19 protein-coding genes are annotated in these 20,763 nt (G+C 70.7%); 8 read left to right on the top strand and 11 right to left on the bottom strand.

The window, feature by feature from the left end:
• Positions 1 to 195 precede the first annotated feature (195 nt).
• Positions 196 to 1,629 (top strand): RICIN domain-containing protein, encoded by a 1,434-nt coding sequence (locus EDD27_RS05980; protein WP_127931456.1) that lies wholly within the window; start codon positions 196 to 198, stop codon positions 1,627 to 1,629.
• A 59-nt stretch (positions 1,630 to 1,688) separates the two neighbouring features.
• Here EDD27_RS05980 and EDD27_RS05975 read toward each other — a convergent pair whose 3' ends face one another.
• From EDD27_RS05975 to EDD27_RS05935, 9 genes are read right to left on the bottom strand one after another with little or no spacing between them, the layout of a single operon-like run.
• Positions 1,689 to 2,912 carry an MFS transporter gene (locus tag EDD27_RS05975; RefSeq protein ID WP_206641272.1) on the bottom strand — a complete coding sequence of 408 codons (1,224 nt, stop codon included), beginning with the start codon at positions 2,910 to 2,912 and terminating at the stop codon, positions 1,689 to 1,691.
• A gap of 17 nt (positions 2,913 to 2,929) precedes the next feature.
• Positions 2,930 to 3,307 carry a hypothetical protein gene (locus tag EDD27_RS05970; RefSeq protein ID WP_127931454.1) on the bottom strand — a complete coding sequence of 126 codons (378 nt, stop codon included), beginning with the start codon at positions 3,305 to 3,307 and terminating at the stop codon, positions 2,930 to 2,932.
• Between the two features lies 1 nt (position 3,308).
• The gene (locus tag EDD27_RS05965) at positions 3,309 to 4,880 is read right to left on the bottom strand and encodes an AMP-binding protein (protein WP_206641271.1); all 1,572 of its coding nucleotides are present in this window, start codon (positions 4,878 to 4,880) and stop codon (positions 3,309 to 3,311) included.
• A gap of 10 nt (positions 4,881 to 4,890) precedes the next feature.
• A complete protein-coding gene (locus EDD27_RS05960; RefSeq protein ID WP_127931453.1) occupies positions 4,891 to 5,715 on the bottom strand; it encodes an SDR family NAD(P)-dependent oxidoreductase in 825 nt (274 codons plus the stop codon).
• Positions 5,712 to 6,545, bottom strand: a complete 834-nt coding sequence (locus EDD27_RS05955; protein WP_206641270.1) for an alpha/beta fold hydrolase — start codon at positions 6,543 to 6,545, stop codon at positions 5,712 to 5,714. Before EDD27_RS05955 ends, EDD27_RS05960 begins: the two co-directional genes overlap by 4 nt.
• 11 nt (positions 6,546 to 6,556) lie before the next feature.
• Positions 6,557 to 7,120: a 3-phenylpropionate/cinnamic acid dioxygenase subunit beta gene (locus EDD27_RS05950; protein WP_127931451.1), complete on the bottom strand. Its 564-nt coding sequence runs from the start codon at positions 7,118 to 7,120 to the stop codon at positions 6,557 to 6,559.
• Between the two features lie 60 nt (positions 7,121 to 7,180).
• Positions 7,181 to 8,452: an NAD(P)/FAD-dependent oxidoreductase gene (locus EDD27_RS05945; RefSeq protein ID WP_127931450.1), complete on the bottom strand. Its 1,272-nt coding sequence runs from the start codon at positions 8,450 to 8,452 to the stop codon at positions 7,181 to 7,183.
• Entirely contained in the window at positions 8,449 to 8,820 is a 372-nt protein-coding gene (locus tag EDD27_RS05940) for a non-heme iron oxygenase ferredoxin subunit (RefSeq protein WP_127931449.1), read from the bottom strand. The genes EDD27_RS05945 and EDD27_RS05940 overlap by 4 nt, the downstream gene beginning before the upstream one ends.
• A complete protein-coding gene (locus tag EDD27_RS05935) occupies positions 8,817 to 10,145 on the bottom strand; it encodes an aromatic ring-hydroxylating dioxygenase subunit alpha (RefSeq protein WP_127931448.1) in 1,329 nt (442 codons plus the stop codon). The genes EDD27_RS05940 and EDD27_RS05935 overlap by 4 nt, the downstream gene beginning before the upstream one ends.
• A 102-nt stretch (positions 10,146 to 10,247) precedes the next feature.
• On the opposite strand from EDD27_RS05935, the gene EDD27_RS05930 reads away from it, so the two are divergent.
• The 7 genes from EDD27_RS05930 to EDD27_RS05900 all read left to right on the top strand — a co-directional run bounded on the left by EDD27_RS05930 (position 10,248) and on the right by EDD27_RS05900 (position 18,482).
• Positions 10,248 to 11,225, top strand: coding sequence for a zinc-binding dehydrogenase (locus EDD27_RS05930; RefSeq protein ID WP_127931447.1), 978 nt, complete (start codon positions 10,248 to 10,250; stop codon positions 11,223 to 11,225).
• Positions 11,222 to 12,193, top strand: coding sequence for a 3-carboxyethylcatechol 2,3-dioxygenase (locus EDD27_RS05925; RefSeq protein ID WP_127931446.1), 972 nt, complete (start codon positions 11,222 to 11,224; stop codon positions 12,191 to 12,193). Before EDD27_RS05930 ends, EDD27_RS05925 begins: the two co-directional genes overlap by 4 nt.
• Positions 12,190 to 12,954: a 2-keto-4-pentenoate hydratase gene (locus tag EDD27_RS05920; RefSeq protein WP_127931445.1), complete on the top strand. Its 765-nt coding sequence runs from the start codon at positions 12,190 to 12,192 to the stop codon at positions 12,952 to 12,954. Before EDD27_RS05925 ends, EDD27_RS05920 begins: the two co-directional genes overlap by 4 nt.
• Positions 12,951 to 13,865: an acetaldehyde dehydrogenase (acetylating) gene (locus EDD27_RS05915; RefSeq protein ID WP_127931444.1), complete on the top strand. Its 915-nt coding sequence runs from the start codon at positions 12,951 to 12,953 to the stop codon at positions 13,863 to 13,865. The genes EDD27_RS05920 and EDD27_RS05915 overlap by 4 nt, the downstream gene beginning before the upstream one ends.
• On the top strand, positions 13,862 to 14,863 hold the full coding sequence (dmpG, locus tag EDD27_RS05910; protein WP_127931443.1) for a 4-hydroxy-2-oxovalerate aldolase: 1,002 nt from the start codon (positions 13,862 to 13,864) through the stop codon (positions 14,861 to 14,863). Before EDD27_RS05915 ends, dmpG begins: the two co-directional genes overlap by 4 nt.
• Positions 14,864 to 14,947: 84 nt before the next feature.
• A complete protein-coding gene (locus EDD27_RS05905; RefSeq protein WP_127931442.1) occupies positions 14,948 to 15,358 on the top strand; it encodes a hypothetical protein in 411 nt (136 codons plus the stop codon).
• 127 nt (positions 15,359 to 15,485) lie between these two features.
• A complete protein-coding gene (locus tag EDD27_RS05900) occupies positions 15,486 to 18,482 on the top strand; it encodes a WD40 repeat domain-containing serine/threonine protein kinase (RefSeq protein WP_164903499.1) in 2,997 nt (998 codons plus the stop codon).
• A gap of 61 nt (positions 18,483 to 18,543) precedes the next feature.
• Here EDD27_RS05900 and EDD27_RS05895 read toward each other — a convergent pair whose 3' ends face one another.
• Together EDD27_RS05895 and EDD27_RS05890 are read right to left on the bottom strand one after the other, a co-directional pair.
• Positions 18,544 to 19,563, bottom strand: a complete 1,020-nt coding sequence (locus tag EDD27_RS05895) for an LCP family protein (RefSeq protein WP_127931440.1) — start codon at positions 19,561 to 19,563, stop codon at positions 18,544 to 18,546.
• Positions 19,564 to 19,600: 37 nt separating this feature from the next.
• Positions 19,601 to 20,710: a D-glucuronyl C5-epimerase family protein gene (locus EDD27_RS05890; protein ID WP_127931439.1), complete on the bottom strand. Its 1,110-nt coding sequence runs from the start codon at positions 20,708 to 20,710 to the stop codon at positions 19,601 to 19,603.
• Positions 20,711 to 20,763 lie beyond the last annotated feature (53 nt).

The following is a 20,763-nucleotide window of genomic DNA, read 5'->3' as shown; positions in this document are numbered from 1 at the left end:
GGATTCCCGCAATTTCGAAATTTTCGCGGCTGAGCAGCCGGAAGGCCGGCTGCGCTCGCCGGACGGCCCGGCACGGGCCTCCACGTGAAAGTTTCATCCGCGACCATGGGTTTTCCGGCCCGATCGCGGTTGTTCAGTTGACAGATCTCTTGGACGTGCTTCTTCCTCGGTGGCTACGAGGAAGGAGCACACGACATGTTCGTGCGCAAGCACGCAGGCCTCGCCCTGCTCACGGCGATCGCCTGGTGGTCGGCCCCACCGGCGGCGCAGGCGGACGTGCCCGTGCCGGGCGGCGTCTATCAGCTCAAGGTGACCAAGAGCGGCATGTGCCTGGACGTGGTGGGCGGATCCGTGGACAACGGCGCGTTGTTGCAGCAGTGGGGGTGCTCGGGTGCCACCTGGCAGCAGTTCACCCTCCGCTCGGCAGGCTCGGGCATCTACAACCTGGTCAACGTCAACAGCGGACGCTGCGTGGACGTCCCCAGCGGTTCCACTACTTCGGGGGTACGCCTGCAGCAGTGGGGATGCGGTGACGGCACCAAGCCCAACCAGCAGTGGCGGCTGACCCCGTCCGGCACCGGCACGTACCAGATCATCAGCGTCGCCAGCGGCCTGTGCATGAGCGACCAGGGCGCCTCCACGTCCTCGGGAGCGGCGATCATCCAGGAGACCTGCACCGCCAACACCAACAAACAATGGTTGTTCACCCCGGCCGGCGGACACGCCTGGTCCGACAATGCCGACGGCTTCGCCGCCACCAGCGGCAACGGCCTGACGACCACCACGGGCGGCGCGGGCGGCGCCACGGTCACCGTCACCACCTACGCCGACCTGGTCCGGTACGCCACCGCCAGCGCCCCCTACATCATCAAGGTCGGCGGCCCGATCACCGTCACGCCGTACGGCACCGAGATCAAGGTCGCCTCCAACAAGACCATCGTCGGCGTCGGCACCAGCGGCCACATCGTCAACGGCGGCTTCTTCCTCGGCGCCGGCGTGAGCAACGTCATCATCAGGAACCTGACCATCCGCGACACCCGGATGGCCGACGACGACCCCGGCGACGACCTCTACGACTACGACGGCATCCAGATGGACACCGCCCACCACATCTGGATCGACCACAACTACATCACCCGCATGAACGACGGCCTGATCGACAGCCGCAAGGACAACAGCTACCTGACCGTGTCCTGGAACGTCCTGGCCGACAACAACAAAACCTTCGGCATCGGCTGGACCGAGAACGTGACGGCGCGGATGACGATCCACCACAACTGGTTCCGCGGCACCAACTCGCGCAACCCCAGCACCGACAACGTGGCCTACGCGCACCTCTACAACAACTACCTGCAGAACGTCACCGGCTACGGCAACTACGCGCGCGGCGCCACCAAGATGGTGATCGAGAACAGCTACTACGACACGGTCAAGGACCCGTACTACAAGGACGACGCCGCCCAGTTGCGTCAGTCCGGCAGCATCGTGGTCAACTCGTCCGGGCAGCAGGAGACCGGCGGCTCGGCCTTCACCCCGAGCTCGTTCTACTCCTACACCCTCAACCCCGCCGCCAACGTGCCGTCCCTGCTCAGGACGTACGCGGGACCCCAGGCCACCATCGGCACCTGACGCTCAACGGCGGGACAGGCGGGCGTTCAGCCCAGTGACCGCGAGGGACAGGCGGGCGATCAGCCCAGTGACCGCAAGGGCAGGCGGGCGATCAGCCCGGTGACCGCCAGCCCGGCGGCGCACATGCCGGCCAGGGCCCACAGGCCCGCGTCGAAGGAGCCGGTCGCGTCCTTGAAGGCGCCGAGCCCGTAGGCGAAGGCCACTCCCCCGAGGTTGGCGCAGAAGTTGCTGAACCCCGTCACGAGGCCCGCGTTCGCCGTGCCGACATGCTGCAACGGCACGGCGAACAACGGCCCGAAGTAGAGCTGGAGGAAGACGGAGTTCACGGCGATCACCGCGATCAACAGCGGCAGGGCGTCCACGAACGGAATGAGGAAGATCGTGACGGCCAGCATGGCCAGGGACACCCCGACGACGGCCAGCGGACGTCCGAGACGGTCGGACACCCAGCCGCCGAGGAAGTTCGCCGGTGCCGTGACCGCCGCGCCGATGGCGACGACGGCACCGGCCACACCGAGCGAGAAACCCTTGTCCTCGACGATGAGGCTCGGCAGCCAGAACCCGATCCCGGTGACCACCGCGAGCCGGACGAACTGGATGAAGCCGGCCAGCCACACGACCCGGTGCGACAGGATCTCGCGAGCGTCCGCCCAGGTCGGCGGCTTCGCGTCGGCCTTGTGCGGGGCCGAGTCACCGAGCCGAGCGAAAGCCAGCAGCACCAGCAGGCCGCTGCCGCCGAAGAGGATCATCAGCGAGCGCCACCCGAGCGGGCCGACCAGCACCGGGCCGAGCGCGTTGAGCAGGATGTTGGAGGAGAAACCGCCGGCGACGTAGAGCCCCATGGCCGTGGCCCGGCGGTCCTCGGCGAACTGGCGGCTGATCAGCAGCAGGCCCGGCGCGAACACCAGCGCACGGAAGACCCCCGAGACCGCCTGATTGACCACGAGCCAGCCGAAGGAGTCCAATGACGCGAACGTGAGCGTCAGCAGGTTGGTGCCGACCAGCCCCACCACGAACAGCCGCTTGGTGTCGAACCGGTCGGAGAGGTATCCGGACGGGATCTGCATGAGCGCGTACGTGAACGTGCCCGCCGCAGCCAGCAGCCCGGCCTGCGACGGGCTGATCCCCAGGTCCTGCCTGATGAGCGGGAGGAACAACGCGATGCCGCCGAAGCAGAGGGCCTGCATGCTCTGACACACGACGATCAACGTGCGGTTGAGCACGGGCCTGCGCCGACGAGCCGCGGGGCTCACGACCTCCGTCACCGCGCGCCCCGAACTCACGATCGCCATGGTATCGGTCAGGTGTCCGGTACGTTATCGAGGTCCATGTCGGTCCTGGTCACCCACGCGGGCTCGGCCACCAGGAGGCTGAGCTGCGCGTCGGCCAGGTCCACGTCGACGACGTACCGGAACCCGGCGGCCTCCGCGGCGGCGATCCCGGCCAGATCGCCCTCCGGGACGGCGTACACCACTCGGCGGCATCGCGGGTCCGCCACGCTCACGGCCTCGACCAGCGCCCGGAGGAGTCCGGTCGTGGCCTCGTTCACTCTCAGCTCAAGGTCGTGGGCGGCCACGGGGTAGGCGTCGCGGAGCCGCCCGGTGGCGCAGCGCTCAAGCCGGACATCGGCATCATGGAGGGCCGGGGCGAGGTCGGGCACGGGCGGCACCGGCATCATGTCAGCCGCCCTCCTCGACCATGCGCCGGATGACGAGCTTCTCCAGCTTGCCGGAGGCGTTGCGCGGAACGTCGGGCACCACCTTGAGCGTCCTGGGCAGCTTGTACCTGGCCAGGTGCGCGGAGGCGTAGTCCCGGACGTCCTCCAGCGTGAGGGTCACGCCCTCGGCCGGGGACACGACCGCGACGACGGTCTCGCCCCACTGCTCGTCGGGGGCGCCGACGACCGCGACGTCCACGACGCCCGGCATGGTGGACAACACCCGCTCGACCTCGGCCGGGTAGACGTTCTCCCCGCCGCTGATGATCATGTCCTTGAGCCGGTCGACGATGTACACGCAGCCGTCCTCGTCGAGGTAGCCGATGTCGCCGGAGTGGAACCAGCCCTCGTCGTCGAGCGCGGCGGCGGTCGCCTCGGGGTTCTCCCAGTAGCCGGGGGTGACGTTGGGCCCGCGGACCACGAGCTCGCCTGCCTCGCCCGGCTTCAGCGGCTGGTTGGTGTTGGCGTCGACGACGCGCACCTCGGTGTACGGCATCGGGATGCCGGCGGAGCCGACCTTCGTCAGGGTGCGCTCGGCCGGCAGGTGGGTGGCGAACGGCGCGGTCTCGGTCAGCCCCCACGCCTGCTGCAGCAGCACGCCATGGGCGGCGTACAGCTCGATGAGCGCGGGCGGCACGGGCGCGCCGGCGACCACGACGGCGCGTAGCGAGGTGAAGTCCATGTCGAAGACGCCGGGGACCCGGCTGAGCGCGGCGAACATGGCGGCGACGCCGAACATCGAGTTGACCCGGTACGTGGCCAGGTCGTCGAGGAACCCGACCGGGTCGAACGCCCGGCGGACCAGCACGGTGCCGCCGCGTACGAGTGCCCGCAGCGCGAAGCTGTTGAGCGCCCCGATGTGGAACAGCGGCGCGCCCGCGTACGTGACGTCGCCGCGCCGGGTGTCGAGGACGGAGTCCACGTTGACGGCGTTCCACCAGGCGTTGCCGTGGGTGAGGATGACCCCCTTGGGCAGCCCGGTGGTGCCGGAGGTGAACATCAGGATCGCCGGGTCGTCGAAGGACTTGGCGACCACTGACGGCGTCGGCGTGGCCGCGGCGATCGGGCCGGACCAGGGCTCCCATCCGGGGACGCCGAAGGTGGCGGGCACCGCCGAGTCGTCGTCCACCAGGAGGAACCGGGTCAGCGCGGTGCCGCCTCGGACGTTCTCCACGCGTGCGCGGTGCCCCTCCTCGCAGACGATCGTGCGGGCGCCGCTCTTGTCGAGCACCCGCTCCAGTTCGGGCGCGGCGAGCCGGAAGTTGACCGGGACGAACATGGCGCCGATCCGGAACGCGGCCAGCATGGTGACGAGAAAGGAGGCGCTGTTGAGTCCGAGGTAGGCGACACGGTCTCCGTCCGCGACCCCGCCGTCGGACAGGACGGTCGCCAGCCGGGCCGCCTTGTCGTCGAGCTGGGCGTAGGTGAGGTCGCCGTCCGGGTAGCGGATGGCGACGACGTCGGCCTGGTAACGGGCGTTCCGCGCGACCGCCGAGGCGGGATTGACGTCGACCGGGGAGTGGGGGTGGGTCACGATCGGCTCCTCAGAGGTGGTCGCCGCCGGCGGCGCGGGCGAAACCCCGAACGCCGATGCCGCCGTCGGCAGAGATCGCGTGGCCGGTGATGGGGCCGCTCTGCTCGCGGGCCGCGAGCAGGACGTAGGGCGCGGTGAAATCGCGCGGGTCGGTGCTGGAATCATGCAACGGGATCGGCGGGGCGTCGCGACGTTCGGCGAAGGAGGCCGCGATCGAGCGATCGCCCAGCGCCAGCGATTCGGGGCCGCGCAGGTCGGTGTTCATGCCGCCGCAGGCGACGCCGTTCACCCGGACCTTGGGGGCGAGCTCGTAGGCGAGCTCGCGCATGAGGCCGAGGCAGGCGTGCTTGCTGGCGGTGTAGAGCGGGCCGCCGCCGTTGACGTGGAACGAAGCGTTGGACAACGTCATGACGATGCTGCCGCGCGTCTTCACCAGCTCCGGCCAGGCCGCCTCCGCCGCGAGCAGGTAGCCCTTGACGTTGATGGAGAAGACCTCGTCGAAGGCCGCGTCGATCTCCTTGGCGGTCAGGCGGGTGAGCTGGCGCTGGTAGTCCCACACGCCGGCGTTGGCCACGAGCGTGTCGAGTTTGCCGAACCGCTCGACGGTCTCGGCGACCGCGGCGTGCAGCCCCTCGGAGTCGCGTACGTCGGTGACGAACGTGTGCACCCTGGACGGGTCGGCGGCGGCGTGCGCGACGTCGGCGAGCTGGTCGCGGTCGCGGCCCACGATGGTGACCGAGGCGCCCTCGGCGAGGAAGCGTTCGGCGACGGCGCGGCCGATGCCGGAGCCGCCGCCGGTGATCAGCGCGGCGTACCCCTCGAGCCAGCCGCTCACGTCAGGAACCCGGTGACGAGGTCCTCGAACTCGCGCTGCCGCTCCAGCTGCACCCAGTGGCCGCACCGCCCGAACACGTGCAACTGCACGTCGCGGATCTGCTTGAGCATGAGCTGCGCGCCGTCGAGGGTGATCGTACGGTCGTCGCGGCCCCACAGCAGCAACGTCGGCGCCTTGATCTTGTGCAGGTCCTTCCACAGCGGGTCCATGCCGCCGCGCTTGGCGAAGGCGGCGTTGTAGCGGCGGTAGAAGGCGATGTGGCTCTCGTCGAGCGAGGCCTCGTAGCGGCTCCTGACGACGTCCTCGCCGAACTGCCGGTGGTCGAAGACCATGGTGCGGATGAACGCGGCCATCTTCTTCTCGCTCGGCCCGCCGCCGTTGTAGTAGCGGAACATCTCCTTCTGCCCCTCGGTGGGGGTGGGCCCGAACGGCAGCCATCCGCCGCCGGGCGCCATCAGCACCAGCCGGGTGACCCGCTCGGGACGCTCCTGCGCCATCGCGATCGCGGCGGCGCCGCCCAGGCTGTTGCCCAGCAGGTGGAAGGTGCCGATGCCGAGGGCGTCGAGCGCCTGGAAGAGCGCGTCCACGGTGATCTCGGTGATCGACCGCTTGTCCAGCTCCTCCTCGGTGGGGCGGTAGCTGCCGCCGAAACCGGGCTGGTCGGGCAGCACGACGCGGAAGTGGCCGGCCAGCGCCGGGAGGTTCTGGTGGTAGTTGCTCACGCCGGAGGCGCCCGGACCGCCGCCGTGCAGCATCACCAGCACGGGCCCCTCGCCGATCTCGGCGACGGCGATCTCGCCGAGCGTGGTGGTCACGCTGTGGTGCTTCACTGGGGCTCCCATCAGAAGAAGGTCGAGATGTTCTTCGCCAGCAGGATGTTCTGGTCGAGCAGGATGGTCCGCCGGGCGACCCGGAAGCCGTCGCCGGCGCGGCGCAGCACGTCGGTACGGCTGCCGGCGAAGACGTTCTCCTCCCGCTCCAGGCGGTTGCGGTAGACCAGGAACGCCGAGCGGACGAGCAGGTCGTCCTCGGTGAAACCGGGATGCTCGGCGGGGTCGACGTGCCGGACCATCACGTTCGTCACCAGGTGGCGGGTGCGCGAGGGCGGGTCCTCGGCCCAGGCCATGCCGGAGTCGAACCGGCGGATGCGCCAGGCCAGACTCTCCTTGCTCTCGTCGTAGTAGGCAGCCTCACCGCGTGCGGCCACCGACAGCGCCTGCTGGCGGCGCAGCCGGTTGGTGCGCGTGGGCATCCAGTAGTCGAGGTCGTCGGCCAGCAGGTCGAGCCAGTCGGCGTAACGGCCGGCGTCGAGGAGGTCGGCCTCCTCGTAGTAGAACTGCTCGACCTCGAAATGGGTGTCGCGGTCGGCACGCATCCCGGCCCGCGAGTCGGTGGCGGTGCTCACGGTGTCATTCGATCCCTTCTGGAGGGTGGAGTGGAACGGGTTGTGCCGCAGGGCGGCACGTCAGCCGCGGAGCAGCACGCGCACGTTCACGGACGGGTCGGACAGCCGCGCCGGGTCGGCCGGGATCCGGCGGTCGATCATGCGGCGCGCGGCCCGTACGGCGGTGGAGTCGTCGACCGCGGCGGCGGCGACGACCAGCCCGTCACGCAGGCCGAAGACGGAGAAGGACGGGTCTTCGAACGAGCCGCGCACGATGATCTGGTCGGCCGCGTCCATGTGGCCGACAACCTCGACGTGGCGGCCGTGCCGGTCCGTCCAGAACCACGGTGCCGGTGGCTCGGGTGCCGGCGTGCCGAGAATGGTGGCCGCCGCGCGGGCGCCGTCGTGCTGGGCCGCCTCCCAGTGCTCGACCCGCGGCCCTCGACGGGTCCGCGCGCCGTCGCCCACCGCGAGCACGGCCGGGTTCGAGGTGACCTGGCCGGCGTCCACGAGGACGCCGCCATCGACGTCGAGTCCGGCCGCCTCGGCGAGGGCGGTCTGGGGCGTCATGCCGACGCCGAGCACAACCGCGTCGAACGCCCGCAGCCGCTCCGCTCTCGCAACCGCTCCGAGCGCGGCCGCGTCGGACGTCCGCGGCTCGACGCCGCCCGCGAAGCTCGCCTCGACGCCGCCCGCGAAGCTCGCCTCGACGCCGTCGCCGGTCTCAGCGAAGGACGCGATGCCTGCCCGCAGGGTGGTGATGCCGCGCCGCGCGTGCAGTCCATGCAGCCAGGCGGCGAGGTCCTCGCCGAGTGCCGCGGCGAGCGGCATGGCCACGGGGTCGGCCAGGACGACCTCGCAGCCGAGGTCGACAGCAGTGGACGCGGCCTCGGCGCCGATCAGCCCGGCGCCGACGACCAGGATCCGAGCGCCGGGGACCAGCACCGCACGCAGGCGGTCGGCGTCCTCCGCCGTGCGCAGCACGTGCACGCGGTCGCCGACCGCACCGGGAATGGGTGGCCGGGCCGCGCCGCCGCCGGTCGCCAGGACCACCCGGTCGGCAGGCAGCAGCGTGCCGTCCCCCAGCTCGATGCCGCCGTCCGGGGTCCGCAGGGCGGTCACCGTGGTGCGGGTGAGCAGCCTCACCCCCTGCTCGTCGTACCAGTGCGGGCGTTGCAGGGCGATCTGCTCGAGGTCCTTCGACCCGGCCAGGTAGTCCTTCGACAGCGGCGGCCGGTCGTAGGGGAACTCGCCGGCGTCCACCAGCGTGAGATCCCCGTCGAAGCCGCCCGCCCGCAGGGCCGCGACCGTGCTGACGCCGGCCACGCCGCCGCCGACCACCACCACCCTCATGGCGCCTGACCGGGGAAGAGGTAGACCTCGCCGTCACGCACCTCGACCCGGTGCGGGCAGGTGCTCCGGGTGGCGGGCAGCCCCTGGACCTCGCCGTTCTTCAGGCAGAACTTGCTGGAGTGCAGCGGGCATTCGACGTAGCCGTCCTCGACCCAGCCGTCGGCCAGGGAGGCGTCCTCGTGGGTGCAGGTGTCGTCGAGCGCCCAGACGCTGCCGTCGGTGTCGCGCAGCAGCGCGATGTCATCGGCGGTGCCGGTGATCGCCTTGTCGATGGCGATGCCCTCGCCCTCGGGAATGTCGTCCAGCGCCGCGACACGGATCCCGTCGGTGCTGCTGTGCCCATTGGTTCGCTCGCTGCGCTCTCTCACTTGTCCTCCTCGTGCCAGGCGGGGGTGGTCATCAGCTCGCGCCAGCGCGCGTAGAAGGCCCGTCCTGCGGCGTCGCTGTAGAGCTCGCTGGTCGTGCCGGGGTGGCGGCCGTCCTCGCGTTCGGAGCCGAGGCCCATCTGGTAGTTGAGCGGCAGGCCGTTGGTGATGAAGCCGTGCGAGACGGCCTGCACCTCGCTCCAGTTCTCGCCGTCGTCCTGCTCGAAGATGCCGCTGGGGCCGAACGTACGCAGGTTGTACAGGCGCTGCGCCTCGCGGACCTCATGCGGCATCGACTTGTCCACGATCGTCCAGGCCCAGACCTCCATGCGGTCGGGGCCCTTGGGGTGCCAGATCCGGACGGAGCCGTTGACCGGCAGGTAGGAGAAGTTGGGGAAGACGGTGGCGTGCCCGTTGGTCAGCGGGCCCTCGACGCGGGCGTCGCCGAGCCGCTCGCGCAGCGCGTCGTAGTCCGTCCACTGGTGCACGGTCTTGGCGTCGAAGCGGTTCTTCGGGTGCACGGGGAAACCGGCGCCGTGGCCGTTCCGGCCGGCGTACTGGCGGCCGGTGCGGTGCACGATCTCGTCCTTGGGGCCCTTGCCGGTGGGCGAGAGCAGCATGAGCGCCGAGGCGTGGCTCATGTTGACGTGGTACCAGTCGGTGGCGAACTGCTCGGCCGCCAGCTTCCAGTTGCCTTCGAGCACCCACTTGTGCACGCCGCCCACGACCACGGTGCCCTCGTCGTCGTGGTCGAGCATCGCGTCCATGTACCAGGCCATGTCGCCGAGCGACTCGCGCAGCGGCACCGGGTCCGGGTTCCAGGTGCCGAAGATCAGGCCGCGGTAGGACTCGACGTGGGGCACTTCGAGCAGGCCCCATTGTCCCGTGTCGAAGGACTCGGGGTAGCCGCTCTTGTTCGGCACGCTGACCAGCTTGCCTTCGAGGTCGTACGACCAGCCGTGGTAGGTGCAGGTGAAGTTGCGGGTGGCGCCGTGGTCGGCGCGGCAGACGCGGGCGCCGCGATGCCGGCAGGAGTTGAGGAAGGCGCGGACGCGCCGGCTCCGGTCGAGGGTGACGATGACCGGGTCCTCACCCATGTAGGTGGTGAAGAAGTCACCCGGCTTGTGGAACTGGTCGGCATGGGCGAGGAACAGCCAGCTCGGCGCGAACACGCGGCGCAGCTCCTGCCGGTAGATCTGCTGGTCGGTGAAGATGGCACGATCCACCAGCCCGCCCTCGGCATCGACGAGCCCGGAGACGTCGATGGTGCGCGCCAGCTCGGCCGGGCGCCGCAGAGCCCCGCGCGGGGGTTCGCTCGTGGAGGTCATGGCGCTCAGACAACAGCAGCGGGCGGGTCCGGTTCCAACGGTCGTTCCGTACGACGGCACACGCGCTGTTCTCCGGCGATGACCGTCGGACAGCGTGGGGACATGCTTGCCGCCACCGCCGTCTCCCAGAGCGCGACCGACCCACTGGCCGGGCTCGTCCTGGGCGACGTTCCCGAGCCCGAGCGCCGGCCAGGCTGGTCGATCGTCCGGGTCGTCTCGTCCTCGCTCAACATGCACGACCTGTGGACGCTGCGCGGCGTCGGCCACCCGCCCGACCGGCTGCCGATCATCCTCGGCTGCGACGCCGCCGGGTACGACGAGGACGGCAACGAGGTCATCGTGCACCCCGTCATCGCCGACCCCGACGCCGGCCGCGGCGACGAGACCCTCGACCCGAACCGGGCCCTGCTGTCCGAGCGGCACAACGGCGCCTTCGCCGAGTATCTGACGGTGCCCACCCGGAACCTGGTCACCAAGCCTGCGTGGCTGTCGTTCGACGAGGCCGCCTGCCTGCCGGTGGCCTGGACGACCGCGTACCGGATGTTGTTCACCCAGGCCAGGATCACCGCCGGCGACCGGGTGCTGGTGCAGGGGGCGGGCGGGGGTGTCGCCTCGGCCGCGATCAAGCTGGCCGTCGCCGCCGGCGCCGTCGTGTACGCCACCAGCCGCAGCGAGGACAAGCGGCTCCAGGCTCTCGCCTGGGGCGCCCGAGCGGCGGTGCCGACCGGCGAGCGGCTGCCCGAGCGGGTGGACGTCGTCATCGAGACGGTCGGCGAGGCCACCTGGTCCCACTCGCTGAAGTCGCTGCGCCCCGGCGGCACGATCGTCATCGCCGGCGCGACCAGCGGCACGAACCCGCCCGCGGACCTCGGTCGCGTCTTCTACCTGCAGCAACGCATCATCGGCTCCACCGGATGCACCCGCGGCGAGCTGGTCGCGCTGCTCAGGATGATGGACGCGACGGGCCTGCGCCCGGTGATCGACCGCACCCTCCCGCTCGACGAGATCCACAAGGGCTTCCAGCTCATGCTCGACGGGCGGCTCACCGGCAAGCTCGTCATTAAGGAGATCGCCCCATGACTCCCGCCCACCTCCCCAGGCGCCGCTCCATCGCCGTCGGCTTGTCCCATTCGCCTCTCATCGGCAAGAACGACCCCGCGCCCGAGGTCGTCGCGGCCGTGGACGCCGCCGTGAACGCGGCCCGGGCCTTCGTCCGCGCGTTCGACCCCGAGCTGGTCGTGCTGTACGCCCCCGACCACTACAACGGCTTCTTCTACAAGGAGATGCCGCCCTTCTGCCTGGCCACCGAGGCGAACGCGGTCGGCGACTTCGGCTCGGCGGCGGGAGCGCTGTCGGTGGACGCCGAGGCCGCCCGCGCCATCGCGCGCGGCGTGCTCGACCGCGGTGTGGACCTCACCGTCTCGGCGCGGATGACCGTGGACCACGGGTTCGTGCAGCCGCTGGAGGTGCTGTTCGGCGGCATCGACCGCGTCCCCGTCGTGCCGGTGTTCGTCAACGGGGTCGCCACCCCGCTCGGCCCGGTCAGCCGCATCCGCGCCCTCGGCACCGCCGTCGGCGAGGCCGCCGCCGAGCTGGACCGGCGGGTACTGTTCCTAGGCTCCGGCGGGCTGTCGCACGACCCGCCCGTCCCGGTGCTGGACGGCGCCCCACCCCGCGTCGCCGACGCCCTCATCGAGGGCCACCCGCCCACGCCGGAGCAGAGGGCGCGCGGCGAGCAGCGGGTTATCCAGGCCGGCCGCGACTACGCGGCCGGTTCGACCACGATGCTCCCCATCAACCCGACCTGGGACAACCTGGTGCTGGACACACTGGCGAGCGGCCGTCTGGAGGACGTGGACGGCTGGAGCGTGGAGTGGATGGGCGCCGAAGGCGGCGGCTCCGCCCACGAGGTACGGACCTGGATCGCCGCGTTCGCCTCCCTCGCCGCCACCGGCGAATACCGGATGACCTCCCGCTTCTACCGGGCGATCCCCGAGTGGATCGCCGGCTTCGCGGTCGCCGCGGCAGAGCCGGAGGCGAGCCGATGACCGCCATGGAGCAGGCCGTGGACCGGCTGGCAGCCGCGGCTCTTACCGGCAAGCCGTGCCGGCCGGTCCGCGACCTCATCACCGACGTCGCGGACGCCTACGAGGTGCAGCGCCGCCTGAACGCGAACCGGACGGCCCCGGTAGCGGGCCGGAAGATCGGCCTCACCTCCCCCGCCGTGCAGCGGCAGCTCGGCGTGGACCAGCCCGACTTCGGGGTCCTCTTCGCCGACATGGAGGTGAAAGGCACCGCCCCCGTCCAGCAGCTCCTGCAGCCCAAGGTCGAGGCCGAGATCGCCTTCGTGCTCGCCGCCGATCTGACCGGCGATCTCGACCTGGGCACCGTGCGGGCAGCGGTGGAGTATGCCGTCCCCGCCCTGGAGATCGTGGACAGCCGCATCGCGAACTGGGACATCACGATCACCGACACCGTCGCCGACAACGCCTCCAGCGGCCTGTACGCGCTGGGCGCCGACCGGCTGCCGCTCAGCGCGTTCGAGCCGGTCGAGACCACGATGCGCATGTACGCCGACGGCCGGATCGTCTCCGAGGGCAACGGCGCCGCCTGCCTCGGCGACCCGCTCAACGCGCTGCTGTGGCTGGCCCGCACCGCCCGCGACGTCGGCGACCCGCTGCGCGCCGGCCAGGTGATCCTGTCCGGCGCCCTGGGACCGATGGTCCCCGTCTCCCCCGGCCTCACCGTGCGCGCCGAGATCTCCGGACTCGGCACGGTGGCCGTGACCTTCGACGACGAGGCTTCATGAACAAGACCAAGGTGGCCGTGATCGGCTCCGGCAACATCGGCACCGACCTGATGATCAAGGTGCTGCGACTCTCCGCCACTCTCGAAATGGGCGCCATGGTCGGCATCGACCCTTCCTCGGACGGCCTCGCCCGCGCCCGCCGCTTGAAGGTCCCCACCACCCACGAGGGCGTGGACGGCCTGATCGCCATGGACGGCTTCGCCGACATCGACATCATCTTCGACGCCACCTCCGCCAAGGCGCACATCGCCAACGCCGCCAAGCTGGAGCCCTACGGCAAGACGCTCATCGACCTCACCCCTGCGGCCATCGGCCCGTTCGTCGTCCCCCCGGTCAACCTCGACGCCCACCTCGGCGCGCGCAACGTCAACATGGTCACCTGCGGCGGCCAGGCCACCATCCCCATCGTGCACGCGGTCTCCCGGATGACCCCCGTGGCCTACGCGGAGATCGTCGCCTCCATCGCCTCCAAGTCGGCCGGCCCCGGCACCCGCGCCAACATCGACGAGTTCACCGAGACCACCGCGGCCGCCATCGCATCGGTCGGCGGCGCCGTCCACGGCAAGGCCATCATCATCCTCAACCCGGCCGACCCGCCGCTCATCATGCGCGACACCGTCTTCTGCCTGATCGGCGACGCCGACCACGACGCCATCAGCACGTCCGTCGAGGAGATGGTGGCCGAGGTCGCCAAGTACGTCCCCGGCTACCGGCTCAAACAGGACGTGCAGTTCACCCCCGTCGACGAGCCGGTGACCACGCTCACCGCCGAGCCGGTGACCACCCGCGTATCGGTGTTTCTCGAAGTCGAAGGGGCGGCCCACTACCTGCCCGCCTACGCCGGCAACCTCGACATCATGACCTCCGCCGCCCTGCGCGTCGCGGAGCGCATTTCAGGAGCCACCGCATGAACCTCTACATCCAGGACGTCACCCTCAGGGACGGCATGCACGCCGTACGGCACCGCATCTCGCCGCACGATGTGGGCCGCATCGTCGCCGCCCTGGACGCCGCAGGCGTGGACGCCATCGAGGTCGCCCACGGCGACGGCCTGGCCGGCGCCTCGGTCAACTACGGACCCGGCAGCAACACCGACTGGGAGTGGATCGAAGCCGCCGCCGAGGCGGTGAACCGGGCCACGCTCACCACCCTCCTCCTGCCCGGCATCGGCACCATCGCCGAGCTCAAGCACGCCTACGAGCTCGGCGTCCGCTCCATCCGCATCGCCACCCACTGCACCGAGGCCGACGTCGCCGCCCAGCACATCACCACCGCCCGCGAGATCGGCATGGACGTCGCCGGCTTCCTCATGCTCAGCCACATGGCGCCCCCTGCCGAGCTGGCGAAGCAGGCCAAGCTCATGGAGTCCTACGGCGCCCACTGCGTCTACGTCACCGACTCCGGGGGCCGCCTCACCATGGACGGCGTCCGCGACCGCGTCCGCGCCTACCGCGACGTCCTCGACCCCGGCACCCAGCTCGGCATCCACGCCCACCAGAACCTCTCCCTCGCCGTGGCCAACTCCGTCGTCGCCGTCGAAGAAGGCGTCACCCGCGTGGACGCATCGCTCGCCGGGCACGGCGCAGGCGCCGGCAACTGCCCCATCGAACCGTTCATCGCCGTCGCCAGCCTCAACGACTGGACCCACGGCTGCGACCTGTTCGCCCTGCAGGACGCCGCCGACGATCTCGTCCGCCCGCTGCAGGACCGCCCGGTCCAGGTGGACCGCGAGACCCTCACGCTCGGCTACGCCGGCGCGTACTCCAGCTTCCTGCGCCATGCCGAGGCAGCCTCCCGGCAGTACGGCATCGACGTGCGCACCATCCTGCTCGAAGTGGGCAGGCGCCGCCTCGTCGGCGGGCAGGAGGACATGATCGTCGACATCGCCCTGGACCTTCTCAACGCCTGAGTGACTGGCTTCCAAGTCGGTCACAAGTATGGAGGCCTATCTCTAGGAGTGTTCCGATTCACGTTGCACTCCCGGAGTCCCCTCATGCGTATGCGTCTGCTCACCCTCCTCGCCGCCGCCGCCCTTCCGCTGGCCGTGCTGGCCACCCCCGCCACCGCCACCCCGGCCATCTGGAAGTGGCGCACCGTCCACTCCGCCGACGGCATGGCCAGCGCCTGGGGCAAGGTGGCCATCAGCCAGTTCGGTTACGTCGTGTACGGCAACCTGGAGGACACCCGCGGCAAGGGTTGCGCCTGGGCCGTGCTGCGCGCCCAGAACGCCAGCAACGGTCGCTGGAAGGTCTACGGCTTCTACAACTGCACGCCCGGCACCGGCACCTTCCGCAAGAACTACGGCAGCGTCCTGCAGATCAAGGTCCAGGTCTGCCGCGGCGACTCCAAGCGCCCCACCGGCGAGTGCTCGAAGCAGAAGACCATCATGACCCAGGGCGGGTAGCCCACCCTGGCGGAGGCCGGTGTCCGCCCCCGCAGCCGACAGGGCTCCATCGCCCGCCGTCGCCTGCCCGCGTGGACCTTGTAGCCCTATGATCGGGTTACCCGTATTCGTCCCCGCCAGGAGTCTTGTGCCGGACATCCAGCCCCTCAAGCCCGGAGATCCCAGGTCCGTGGACCGGTACCGGATCGCGGGCCGCATCGGCGAGGGCGGGCAAGGGACGGTCTTCCTCGGAGTCGACGACGACGGCGGGGAAGTGGCGATCAAGATAATGACGTCCGTCGACGCCTCCGACACCGAGTCCCGGCTGCGTTTCCAGCGGGAGATCGAGGTCGCGTCCAAGGTCGCGTCGTTCTGCACGGTGCGCGTGCTGGGTCACGGGGTCACCGACGACCGCCTCTACATGGTGAGCGAATACGTCGCGGGCGAGTCGCTGCAGCAGCACGTCCTGGCCCGGGGGCCGCTGGACGCCTCGGCGCTCACGCGGCTGGCGGTCAACACGTCCACGGCGTTGCTCTCCATTCACAACACCGGCATCATTCACCGGGACTTCAAGCCCAGCAACGTCCTGCTCGGGCCGGACGGCCCGTACGTGATCGACTTCGGTGTGGCGCGCGCGTTCGACGACAAGACCGTGACCGTCTCGGGCGTTCTGGGCACCCCGGCGTACATGTCTCCCGAGCAGCTCGCGGGCGAGCGGGTCACCCCGGCCTCCGACATGTTCAGCTGGGGCCTGACGATGACCTTCGCGGCGCTGGGACGGCCGCTCTTCAGCGGCAACACCATCGCGGCCATGGCCATCACCCTGCGCCAGGACGAGGTCGATCTCAGCGGGATCACCGAGCCGCTGCGCTCGATCATCGCCTCCTGCCTGGTGCGTTCGCCGGAAGCACGGCCGACCGCGCGCGAGGTGCTCAACTCCCTCATCGGTCCCCCGTCGGACCCCCGTGCGGCCGATCGCCGGCGGCCCGCCGGCCGCCCGGCGCCCGCCCCTCCCGCCTTCGCACCGCCCGATTCCCTGGTCGCGTCCTTCGTGCCGCCCGACTCGGCGCCCGTCACCGTCCCGCCGGCCCAGGCGGAGATCCACGACCCGATCTCGCAGCCGACGGACGCCACTCCCGCGGCCCCGTCCTCCGACAGGCGGGCAGGGCGGCTGGCCATCGCGGTGGCGGTGCTGGTGGCGCTCACCGGAGCGGGCGCGGTGGTCCTGCCCCGGTTGATCTCGGCGCCGGCGGCGGTCCCCAGCTCCGCGCCGGCCTCCGCCGGGTTCGGGGCGCCGATCGGCTGGCGGCCCACCGGCCACTTCGCGGCGGTCACCGCCGTCGGCACGGCCGAGGTCGCCGGGCGCCTGGTCGCGGTCACCGCCAGCGAGGACGGAACCGTCCGGCAATGGGACGCGCGTACCGCGCAGCCGATCGGCGCGCCCTTGGCGGGCCACGGCGACTGGGTGCGCGCGGTGGCGACCACCTCCGTGAACGGCAAGCCCGTCGCGGTCACCGGTAGCGACGACAAGACGGTGCGGATGTGGGACCTCGCCACCGGCCGCCCCATCGGCACCCCGCTCACCGGCCACACGGGCGCCGTCCTCGCCGTCGCCACCACCACCGTGAACGGCAAGCCCGTCGCGGTCACCAGCGGCGACGACAAGACAGTGCGGATGTGGGACCTCGCCACCGGCCGCCCCATCGGCACCCCGCTCACCGGCCACACGGGCGCCGTCCTCGCCGTCGCCACCACCACCGTGAACGGCAAACCCGTCGCGGTGAGCGCGGGCAAGGACCGGGTGCTGCGGCTCTGGGATCTGGAGACCGGCGAACCCGTCGGCCGCGCCAGGGCCGGGCACACCGACTGGGTGCGGGCGCTGACCGCCACGCCGGACGCGATCGTCTCGGCATCGGACGACAAGACGGTCCGGGTGTGGGACCTGGCTTCCAACCGGGTCAGCACGATCCGCGACCTGCCCGATGTCGTGATCTCGCTCGCGGCGATCAAGACGGGGACCTCCTGGACGCTGCTGGGCGCGGGCCGTGACGGCATGATCCGCGGCTGGGACACCGCGGGCAAGCCGGTCGGCGCCCCGCTCACCGGCCACACGGGATATGTCATGGCCGTCACGGCGACCGTGGTCGACGGGGTCCCGCTCGCGTTCTCCGGCGGCGCGGACAAGTCCCTGCGGATGTGGGACCTGGCCAAGTGGAGCGCCTCCGCCGTGGCTGCGGGCAACCCGGGGCATTCCGCCGGGGTCAGGGCGGTCGCGCTGGCGGCCGTCGGCGGCAAGCCGGTGGCCGTCTCCGGCGGGGTGGACAAGACGGTCAGGATGTCGGATCCCTCGACGGGGTCGGCCATCGGCACGCCGCTGCTCGGGCACGCCGGTCAGATCATGGCGATGGCGGCAGGCGTCGTGGACGGCAAGCCGGTGGCCGTGAGCGGTGATGCGGCAGGGGTCCTGCGCATGTGGCGGCTGGACACGGGAGCGGCCATGGGCAAGCCGCTCATCGGCCACAAGGGAAGCGTCAACGCCGTCACGTTGATCAATGACCTCGTCGTCTCCGGCGGCGCCGACGGTCGGCTGCACTTCTGGAACGCCGTCACGGGAGCCCCCGCCGGTCCGCCCGTCTCCGGGCATCGCAGTCCGATCAGGGCGCTCGCGTCGGCGGTCGTCAACGGCCGGCCCGTGGCGATCTCCGCGAGCGAGGACCACGAGCTGCGGTTGTGGGACATCACCGGCGGCAAGCAGATCGGCGCCCCGCTGACCGGCCACGACGGTGTCGTCCTCGCGGTGGCGACCGGCGTCGTCGACGGCCGTCCCGTCGCGGTGTCGGCGGGTGAGGATCGTACGTTGCGCCGCTGGGACCTGATCACCGGGACGGCCATCGGCGCCCCGCTCACCGGGCATACCGATTGGGTGCGGGCGCTGGCGGTGAGCGGCGAGCGGGTGGTCTCGGCGGGTGACGACCGGTCGCTGCGGGTGTGGAGCCTGCGTACCGGCGAGGCGGCCGGCAAGCCGATCACCGGCCACGCCGGTCCCGTGTACGCGCTGGCCGCCGGCCAGGTCGGCGGCACCCCGGTCGCGGTCTCCGCCGGCACGGACTGGACCGTACGCACCTGGAGCATCCGCGGGGACTGACCAGCAGATCCTGACCATCCACGGCGAACCCGCCAACAGCCCCTGACCATTGCGCGACCGGCTACCGGACCGTGTCCACCGCATTCGCCTGCCCGGTCCGCTTGACGTATTCGCGGACGCGGTCGTTCTTGATCGCTTCGCACAGCGCGCGGGTCTTGCGATCGTCCAGGTAGACGACGCTCTGCTGCCCCTCCGTGCCGGTCCCCCGGGTGGGCATCGTGAGGAAACCGGACGCCTCCAGCCCCGCCAGGTCGACGAGGCGGCTCCGGAGCAGATCCAGGGTCACGCCGTCGTCGACGGTGACCGACTTGGTGATCGCGCGCAGCAACCCGTCGACCTTGACGGGGTTGGCCAGGGTGCCGGCGCTCAGCACCCGGTCGGAAAGGCCCTTCAGCAGCGCCTGCTGGCGCTTGATCCGGTCGAAGTCCCCGCCGGGCAGGTTGTAGCGCTGCCGGACGAACTGCAGGGCCTGCTCGCCGTTGAGATGGTGGCGGCCCGCCGTCCAGGTGACGCCGCTGCTGGTGTCGCGTACGGTCTTGGCCACCTCGACGTCCACCCCGTCCACCGCGTCGACGGCCGTGGCGAAGCCCTTGAAGTCGATGGCCGCGTAGTGGTCGATGCGGATGCCGGTCAGCGACTCGATGCTCTTGATCAGCAGGGCCGGCCCGCCCCAGGAGAACGCCGCGTTGATCTTCGCTCGGCCGCGGCCGGGGATGCTCACCCAGGAGTCCCGGGGGATCGACACGATCGCGGCGTGCCGGCGGTCTTCGGAGAGGTGGGCCAGCATGATCGTGTCGGTGCGCTGCGAGCCGGGCTGCCAGAGCGCCACCTTGGCGCCGTCTCCCGTGGTGGCGTCGTCGGCCCGGCGATCGGTCCCCACGAGCAGCCACGTCTCGCCGAAACCGGGCTTTGGCCGCGGGCGCTGCTTCTCCTCCTCCTTGGAGGTGGGCAGCGCCGCGGGTAACCGGACGATGTCGCTGTCGAGACTGGCCTGATAGATGAAGAGACCGCCGGTGCCGAGCCCTCCCAGCACCACCAGGGAAGCCAGGGATATCCACAGCAGGCGACGGAAGCGGCGCATCCCTTGTTACCTCCCAAGATCGGTCAGTGGACTATAGCTAATTGCCGGGGAGCGCCTTGCCGTCGAGATATCCGAGCCAGCGCTTCTCGACCGGGTCGTAACGCCCACCGGTGATCGCGTTCAGCGCCGACAGCTGGGTGACGTGCAACGAGTGGTAACTCCAGCGGGCGGGGTTGGGCGGCGTCGCCGTCGTCCGCGTGTAGTGGAGCAGGTCGTACGTGGTCCTGGATGCCAGATCGTAGAGCGGGAGGACCCGGTCCAGGGTCTTGAGCCCCCGCTGGAACATCTCCTTCGCGGCCTCGTCGTCCATGAGCTCGCCGACGTCGTACACGCCGATCAGGGCGAACAGGTAGCCGTTGAGCACATGTGTCGGGGTCGGCGTCGGGTACTCCTCGAACCAGTCGAGGCGGCCCTCGAACCGGCGGAGCACGCCGCCCTCCCCGACCTCCGTCCGCATGGGGCCGAGTGCCCGCAGCGCGGCGTCGCCGTAGCGCGACTCGCCCGTCTTGTCGTGCATCTTGGCCAGGAAGGCAGCCCCGATGCCCTGGGCCATGCCCGAATACCAGCCGGCGCGCAGCTCGCCGGCCAGCCCGTCGCGATAGGAGTAGGCGAAGGGCACCGGCCAGCCGCCCTTGGCATCCTGATGCTCCAGCAACCAGCGGGCCACCGTCTCGGCTTTGGCGCGGTATTTCGCATCGCCCGTGGCGACCCACTTGCTGTAATTCTCCATGCCGTATTGCACGACTTCGACCGGGTATTGGAACGTGCCGAAATCGTAGGTGCTCACCGGGATCCCGTCCGGCCCGATGGCGATGCGCCGCCAGGTGGTGACGTCCACGGTGGCGAAATGCAGCCAGGGCCCGCGCGGGTCGTGCTTCTTGACCAGCGGCGTCTCGTCCTCGAAGTACGTCGCCCGGACGACGCCGTCGGAGCCCGTGGAAACGGTCAGTCCCAGCCGTCTCCCCAGTACGTCGAGCGGCACGTAGAGCTCGTCGTTGACGCGCAATCCCGGCACGGTCTCGTTGATGAGCCCGACGGGAACCTGTGTCGCCGCGACCGAGGGGGTCTTCCGCGCGACGGCTGACTCCGACGAGGTGCAACCGGTCAGAGCGAGCAGGGCGATCAGCGCGACGATGAACTTACGCAACACAGGCACCTCTGATACCGCCCTTAACGCCTATTTCCAGAAATGGTAAGGTC

Origin of the sequence: Nonomuraea polychroma (assembly GCF_004011505.1) — a bacterium.
GTDB lineage: Bacteria > Actinomycetota > Actinomycetes > Streptosporangiales > Streptosporangiaceae > Nonomuraea > Nonomuraea polychroma.
Note: the sequence above shows the minus strand (reverse complement) of the source record. Positions and strands in the feature narration are given on the sequence as shown.